The organism is Kitasatospora sp. NPDC004745 (assembly GCF_042873275.1).
Classification (GTDB): Bacteria; Actinomycetota; Actinomycetes; order Streptomycetales; family Streptomycetaceae; genus Kitasatospora.
The window spans coordinates 19866-27733 of the sequence record NZ_JBIALK010000049.1 but is presented as its reverse complement, the minus strand read 5'-3'; the positions used below and the strand labels follow the sequence as shown (position 1 = coordinate 27733).

2 protein-coding genes are annotated in these 7868 nt (G+C 76.4%); both read left to right on the top strand.

Annotated elements, in window-relative coordinates; genetic code table 11:
• On the top strand, nt 1–582 hold a 582-nt coding region (locus ACFYUY_RS39195; protein WP_387908165.1), incomplete at its 5' end, for a phosphopantetheine-binding protein.
• Entirely contained in the window at nt 579–7835 is a 7257-nt protein-coding gene (locus tag ACFYUY_RS39190) for an amino acid adenylation domain-containing protein (protein WP_387908162.1), read from the top strand. The genes ACFYUY_RS39195 and ACFYUY_RS39190, both read left to right, overlap by 4 nt.
• Nucleotides 7836–7868 lie beyond the last annotated feature (33 nt).

The following is a 7868-nucleotide window of genomic DNA, read 5'->3' as shown; positions in this document are numbered from 1 at the left end:
CTCGACACCGTCGCCGACGCCGCCGTCGCCGTCCTCCCCGACGCCTCCGGCAACCCCCGCCTCGTCGGCTACCTCACCGGCCCCGGCGTCGACCCGGAGCGGATCAACCGCGCCCTGGCCGAGCTGCTGCCCGGCTACATGATCCCGGCCTCCTGGCTCGTCCTGGACGCCATGCCCCTCACCCCGAACGGCAAGCTCGACCGCAAGGCCCTGCCGGAGCCCGACCTGGGGGAGCTCGCGGAGGCCCGGGCCCCGCGCAACGAGCGCGAGCAGGTGCTCACCGAGATCCTGGCCGAGGTGCTCGGCACCGGGCGGGTCGGCATCGACGAGGACTTCTTCGCCCTCGGCGGCGACAGCATCCGCTCCATCCAGGTCGTCAGCCGCGCCCGGCGGGCCGGTCTCACCCTCACCACCCGCGACATCTTCACGCACAAGACCGCGGCCGCCCTCGCACAGGTCGCCGAGGAGCTCGCGGAGGACGCCGCCGAGACCGCCCCGATGGAGTCCGGAAGCAGTCTGATCGCCCTGTCCGACGAGGAACTGGCCGATCTGGAATTCGAGTTGAATGAGGAACTTTCGTGACGACCGCCCCCAGACCCGGGTCGAAGATCAGCGAAGTACTTCCGCTCTCCCCCCTGCAGCAGGGGCTGCTCTTCCTGTCCTCGTACGACCAGGCCTCGCCCGACCCGTACACCCTCCAGTTCGTCGCCGAGATCGACGGACCGAACGCCGGTGACGGCGAGCAGCTCGCCGCCCGGCTGCGCGAGGCCTCCGCGGCCCTGCTGCGCCGGCACCCCAACCTGCGGGCCTGCTTCCGCAACCGCAAGACCGGCGAGCCCGTCCAGGTCGTCCTCAAGGAGACCGAGGTCGCGCCCGAGTGGCGGCTGCACGACCTCACCGGGCTGCCCGAGGGGGAGCGGGAGGCCGCGGCGCAGCGGCTGGCGGCCGAGGACCGGCAGCGCCGCTTCGACCTGGCCAGGCCGCCGCTGATGCGGTTCAGCCTGATCCGGCTCGGCGAGGGGCACCACCGGTTCCTCTGGTCGGTGCACCACATCGTCATGGACGGCTGGTCCTTCCCGCTGGCCGTCCGCGAGCTGATGCAGCTCGGCGACGCCGCGACCGCGGCCGCCCTGCCCGCGCCCGCGCCGTACCGCTCGTTCCTGACCTGGCTGAACGGCCGCGACCGGGACGCCGCGCGGGCGGCCTGGGCCGGACTGCTCGACGGCCTCGACGGGCCGGTCCGGGCGCTGCCCGCGGCCGCTCCCGGGCGGGAGCCCGAACTGCCCTCCTTCGTCCGGCGGTTCCTGTCACCGGAGCGCACCGCGGCGCTCTCCGGCTGGGCCCGCGGCCGGGGCCTGACCCTGAACACCGTGGTCCAGGGCTGCTGGGCACTGCTGCTCGGCCGGCTCACCGGCCGCGAGGACGTGGTGTTCGGCGCCGTCACCTCCGGCCGCCCGGCCGAGGTCCCGGACGTCGAGTCGATGATCGGGCTGTTCGCCAACACCCTGCCGGTGCGCGCCGACCTCCGCCCGGACCAGCGGGCGGACGAGCTCTTCACCGCCCTGGCCGGCCAGCAGCTCGCGATGATGCCGCACGAGCACCTGCCGCTCGCCGAGGCGCAGGCCGCCTCCGGCGTCCAGGGCGAGCTGTTCGACACCGTCCTCGCCTTCCAGAGCTACCCGCTGGACGAGGCCGCGCTGTTCCGCGAGTCCGGGGGCACCGTCAGCGCCGCCCGGATGCTCTCGGCCACCCACTACCCGCTGAGCCTCACCGTCTTCCCCGGGGAGCGGCTGGACCTCCAGCTCGCCTACCGCGCCTCGGCCTTCGCCGAGGACCCGGAGGCCTGCGCCACGAAGGTCCTGGACCGGCTGCTCCGCGTCCTGGAGCAGGTCGCGGACGCCCCTCGGACCCCGCTCGCCCGGCTCGGCGCGCCCGAACCCGCCGAACTGGACCGCATCCTCCAGGAGTGGAGCGGCGCCGCCACCGCGCCCCGGCAGCCCGCCCGGCGCGCCACCGTCCAGGAGCTGTTCGCCGAGCAGGCCGCCCGCACCCCCGACGCCGTCGCGGTCACCGCGCCCGGCACCGCCCTGCGCTACCGCGAGCTGGACGAGCGGGCCAACCGGCTCGCCCACCTGATCGCCGCCCGCGGCGCCGGCCCCGGGAGCCTCGTCGCCGTCGCGCTGCCGCGCGGCGCCGAGCTGGTCGTCGCCGTCCTCGCCGTCCTCAAGGCCGGCGCGGCCTACCTGCCGCTGGAGCCCGGCCACCCGGCCGACCGGATCGGCTACACCCTGGGCGACGCCCGACCCGTCCTGCTGCTCACCGCCGCGGGCGTGCTGCCCGAGCTGCCCGAGGCCGCGGACGTGCCGCGCGTCGACCTGGACGCCCCGGAGACCGCGGCCGACCTGGCCGCCCGCCCGGCCACCGCGCCGGAGACCGCGGCCACCCCCGACGACCCGGCCTACGTCATCTACACCTCCGGCTCCACCGGCCGCCCCAAGGGCGTGGTGGTGCCGCACCAGAACGTGGCGCGGCTGCTGGAGTCCACCGACGGCTGGTTCGGCTTCGGCCCCGGCGACGTCTGGACCCTGTTCCACTCCATCGCCTTCGACTTCACCGTCTGGGAGCTGTGGGGCGCGCTGCTGCGCGGCGGCCGGCTGGTCGTCGTCCCGTACGACGTGTCGCGCTCCCCGGACGCCTTCCTGGACCTGCTCGCCGAGGAACGGGTGACCGTCCTCAACCAGACGCCCTCCGCCTTCTACCAGCTGATCCGGGCCGACGCCGAGCGCCCGCGCCCGCTCGCCCTGCGCACCGTGGTGTTCGGCGGCGAGGCCCTGGACGTCGGCAAGCTCGCCGACTGGTACGCCCGCCACCCCGACGACGCGCCCCGTCTGGTCAACATGTACGGCATCACCGAGACCACGGTGCACGTCTCCCACCAGGAGCTGGACGCCGCGACCGCGGCCGGCGGCGGCGGGAGCGTGATCGGGCGCGGCATCCCCGACCTGCGGGTCTACCTGCTCGACGGGGCCCTGCAGCCCGTCCCCGCCGGGGTGCCCGGCGAGCTCTACATCAGCGGCCCGGGCCTGGCCCGCGGCTACCTGAACCGCCCCGACCTCACCGCGGCCCGGTTCGTCGCCTGCCCGTTCGAGCCCGGCGGCACCCGGATGTACCGCACCGGCGACCTCGGCCGCTGGCGCGCCGACGGCACCCTGGAGTACCTGGGCCGCGCCGACGAACAGGTCCAGCTGCGCGGCTTCCGCATCGAGCTGGGCGAGATCGCCACCGTCCTCGGCCGGCACCCGGCGGTCGCCGAGGCCGCCGTGGTCGCCCGCGAGGACCGGCCCGGCGACCAGCGGCTGGTCGGCTACGTGGTGCTGCGCGACGGCGCCGACCCGGCCGGGCTGCGGGAGTTCGCCGCCGAGCGGCTGCCCGAGTACATGGTCCCGGCGGCCGTCGTCCCGCTCGCCGCGCTGCCGCTCACGGCCAACGGCAAGCTCGACCGCCGCGCCCTGCCCGCGCCCGCCTACGCCACCTCGGCCCGCGCCCCGCGCGGCCGCGAGGAGGAGCTGCTCTGCGGCGTCTTCGCCGAGGTGCTCGGCCTCGACCGGGTCGGCGCCGACGACGACTTCTTCACCCTCGGCGGCCACTCACTGCTGGCCACCCGGATCGTCAACCGGGTCCGCGCCGGACTCGGCGCCGAACTCCAGGTCCGGGACCTCTTCGAGGCCCCCTCCCCCGCCCGCCTCGCCGAACGGCTCGGCGCCGCCGCGCCCGGCCGGCCACCGCTCACCGCGGGCCCGCGCCCGGCGGTGCTGCCGCTGTCCCACGCGCAGCAGCGGCTCTGGTTCGTCGAGCACCTGGGCGCGCCCGGCGGGCTGTACGGCATCCCGCTGGCGATCCGGCTGACCGGCCGGCTGGACACCGCCGCCCTGCAGGACGCCCTGCAGGACGTGGTGGCCCGCCACGAGGCACTGCGGACCGTCTTCCCGCAGCTGCCCGCCTCCCCTGAGGGGACCCCCCAGACCACCGGCGCCGGTTCCACCCCCGTATCCGGCGCCGGTGCCGGACCCGCCGAACAGCGGGTGCTCGCACCGGCCGAGGCCGTCGTCCCGCTCCCGGTCACCGAGGTCACCGAGGCCGGACTGCCGGAGGCGCTCGCCGCCGAGGCCGCCCGCGGCTTCGACCTGGAGCACGGACTCCCGCTGCGCGCCCGGCTGTTCGCCCTCGGCCCGGACGAGCACGTGCTGACCCTCGTCCTGCACCACATCGCCGGTGACGGCTGGTCGCTCGCCCCGCTCGCCCGCGACCTCACCGCGTACTACCGCGCCCGCCGCTCCGGCCGCCCCGCCGAACTGCCGCCGCTGCCCGTCCAGTACGCCGACTACGCGCTGTGGCAGCGCGAGCTGCTGGGCTCCGAGACCGACCCGGCGAGCGAACTCGCCCGCCAGCTCGGCCACTGGACGGAGACCCTGAAGGGCCTGCCGGAGGAGCTGGCGCTGCCCTACGACCACCCGCGCGGCACCCGGGCCGACCACCGCGGCGACGTCGTGCGCACCGCCGTCCCGCCGCAGCTCGTCGAGGAACTGCACCGACTGGCCGCCGCCTGGGGCGTCAGCCCCTTCATGCTGCTGCGGGCCGGGCTGGCCGCCCTGCTCACCCGGCTCGGCGCGGGCACCGACATCCCGCTCGGCAGCCCGATCGCCGGCCGCACCGACGAACGGCTCGACGACCTGGTCGGCATGTTCGTCAACACCCTGGTGCTGCGCACCGACACCTCCGGCGACCCGGGCCTGCGCGAGCTGGCCGAACGGGTCCGGGCCTACGACCTGGCCGCCCACCAGCACCAGGACGTGCCCTTCGAGAAGCTGGTCGAGGTGCTCAACCCCGAGCGCTCGATGGCCCGCCACCCGCTGTTCCAGGTGATGCTCGGCTTCCAGCAGGCCGGCCCCGCCCCGGCGCCCGCCGCCGACCCGGAGCTCGTCGTCACCGAGCAGCCCGTCCCGGTCCGGACCGCCAAGTGGGACCTCTTCTTCCAGCTCACCGAGCAGGCCGACGGCGCGCTCGCGCTGGCCGTCGAGTACCGCACCGACCTGTTCGAGCGCGCCACCGCCCGCCGGATCACCGAGGCCTACCTGCGGCTGCTCGCCGCCGCCCTCGCCGCGCCCGCCGAACCGCTCTCCCGGCTGGAGCTGCTCGCGCCCGCGGAGGAGGCGGAGCTGCTCGCCCTCGGCACCCACCGGGCCGGCACCCCGCGCACCACCCTCACCGCCCTGGTCGACGAGCGGATCGCGGCCGCGCCGGACGCGGTCGCCCTGGTCCACGCCGAGCCCGGCCGCCCCGGCGAGCTGCGCCGCACCACCTACGCGGAGCTGGACGCCGGGGCCAACCGGCTGGCCCGCCTGCTGACCGCCCGCGGCGCCCGCCGGGGCGACCTGGTGGCCCTGCGCCTGGAGCGCGGCCCGGCCGTGGTCACCGCCCTGCTGGCGATCGCCCGCACCGGCGCCGCCTACCTGCCGATCGACCCGTCCCACCCCGACGAGCGGGTCGGCGACATGCTCACCGACGGCGGCGTCCGGCTGCTGCTCACCGAGCGCTCGCTGGCCGATCGCGAGCTGCCCGCGGGGGTGACCCGGCTGGTCCTGGACGAGCCGGCCACCGCGGCCGAACTGGCCGCCCTGCCCGGCACCCCGGTGCCCGCCGTGCCGATCGACCCCGACGACCTGCTGTACGTCATCCACACCTCCGGCTCCACCGGCAAGCCCAAGGGCGTCGCCGTCCCGCACCGCGCCGCCGTCCGCCTGGTGCTGGGCCTGCCCGAACTGGCGCCGACCGCGCAGGACACCTTCCTCTACTTCGCGCCGGTCGCCTTCGACGCCTCCACCTTCGAGATCTGGGGCGCGCTCGCCCACGGCGCCCGGCTGGCGATCCACCCGCCCGGCCCGGCCGACCCGCAGGCACTGGAGGAGTTCACGGCCCGGGCCGGGGTGACCGTCGCCTTCCTCACCACCCAGTTCGTCAACACCCTCGCCGACACCCGGCCGCGCGCCCTGGCCCCGCTGCGCGCGCTGCTGACCGGCGGCGAGGCCCACTCCCGCGACCACCTGGACCGGCTGCGGGCCGCCCTGCCGGACACCACCGTGTTCCACGTGTACGGCCCCACCGAGGTGACCACCTTCGCCACCGGCCAGGACCTCGGCCGGGCCGACGGCACCGTCCCGATCGGCCTGCCGATCGGCGACACCACCGCGTACGTCCTGGACGGGGCGCTGCGGCCGGTGCCGCGCGGCGTGGTCGGCGAGCTCTACCTGGCCGGCGCGGGCCTGGCCCGCGGCTACCTGAACCGGCCCGCGCTGACCGCCGACCGCTTCGTCGCCTGCCCGTTCGAGCCGGGCGGCGCCCGGATGTACCGCACCGGCGACCTCGTCCGCTGGGACCGCAACGGCCGGATCGAGTACGTCGGCCGCGCCGACCAGCAGGTCAAGATCCGCGGCTACCGGATCGAACTCGGCGAGATCGAGCGGCTGCTGGCCGACCACCCGGACGTCGCCCGGGCCGCCGTCCTGGCCCCCGCCGACCCGGCCGGCCAGCGCCGCCTGGTCGCCTACCTGGTGCCCGCCGACGGCCGACCGGAGCCGGACCAGGCCGCGCTGCGCAGCCACCTGGCCCGCTCGCTGCCCGGCTACATGGTCCCGGACGCCTACACGGTGCTGCCCGAACTGCCGCTGAACGCCAACGGCAAGCTGGACGTCAGGGCGCTGCCCGCCCCCGCCCCCGCGGCACGCGCCCCGCAGGCGCCCCGCACCGGGCCGGAGCGGCTGCTCTGCGCGGCCGTCGAGGAGGTCCTCGGGATCGCCCCGGTCGGCCCGGACGACTCCTTCTTCGCGCTCGGCGGGGACAGCCTGAAGGCGATCCGGCTGGTCAACGCGGCCACCCTGGCGGGGCTGCCGATCAGCCTCGGCGCGGTCTTCGAGCACCGCACCCTGGAGGCGCTGGCCGCCGGCGCCGCCGGGGGCGGCGCGGTCGACCTGCTCGGCCCCGTCCTGCCGATCCGGGCCGCCGGCGGGCGCCCGCCGCTGTTCTGCGTGCACGGCGGCCTCGGCTTCGCGATCCCGTTCGCCGCGCTCGCCGAGCACCTGGACCCGGACCAGCCGGTCTACGGGCTGCAGGCCCGCGGTCTGTCCGGGGACGGCCCGCTGCCGACCGACCTGGGGGACGTCGCCGAGGAGTACCTGGCCAGGGTCCGGGCCGTCCAGCCGCACGGGCCGTACCACCTGCTCGGCTGGTCCTACGGCGGGGTCGTCGCCCACGAGATGGCCGTCCGGCTGCAGGCCGCCGGGGAGCGGGTGGCGTTCCTGGCCAACCTGGACGCCTACCCGGACGACGCACCGGACGCCCGGCCGAGCGACGCGGAGTTCCTCGCCGACTTCCTCGCCGAGGCCGGCGTCGACGCCACCGGCCTGCACCGGCTCACCCCGCAGGACGTCGCCGCGCACCTGGCCCGCACCGGGGGCCCCCTCGCCGCGCTCGAACCGGGTACGCTGGAACGGCTGCTGGACGTCATGCGGAACAACCTGGAGCTGTTCCAGCGGTTCACGCCCACCCGCTTCGACGGCTGCCCGATGACGCTCTTCGTCGCGGCCGGCGGCGAGGACCGGCCCACCCCGGAGGAACGCGCCCTCAAGGTCAAGGGCTGGGAGCCGTACGTCGGTTCCGCCGTCCTCGCGCACGACGTGGACTGCGGACACCAGCAGATGCTGCAGCCCGCCCCGGCGGCGGCGATCGGCACCGCCGTCGAACGCGCCCTCGCCGCCCTGGCCGCCGACCCGACCACCTGACGCCCGATCAACCCGGCACGCCCGAGATCCCGA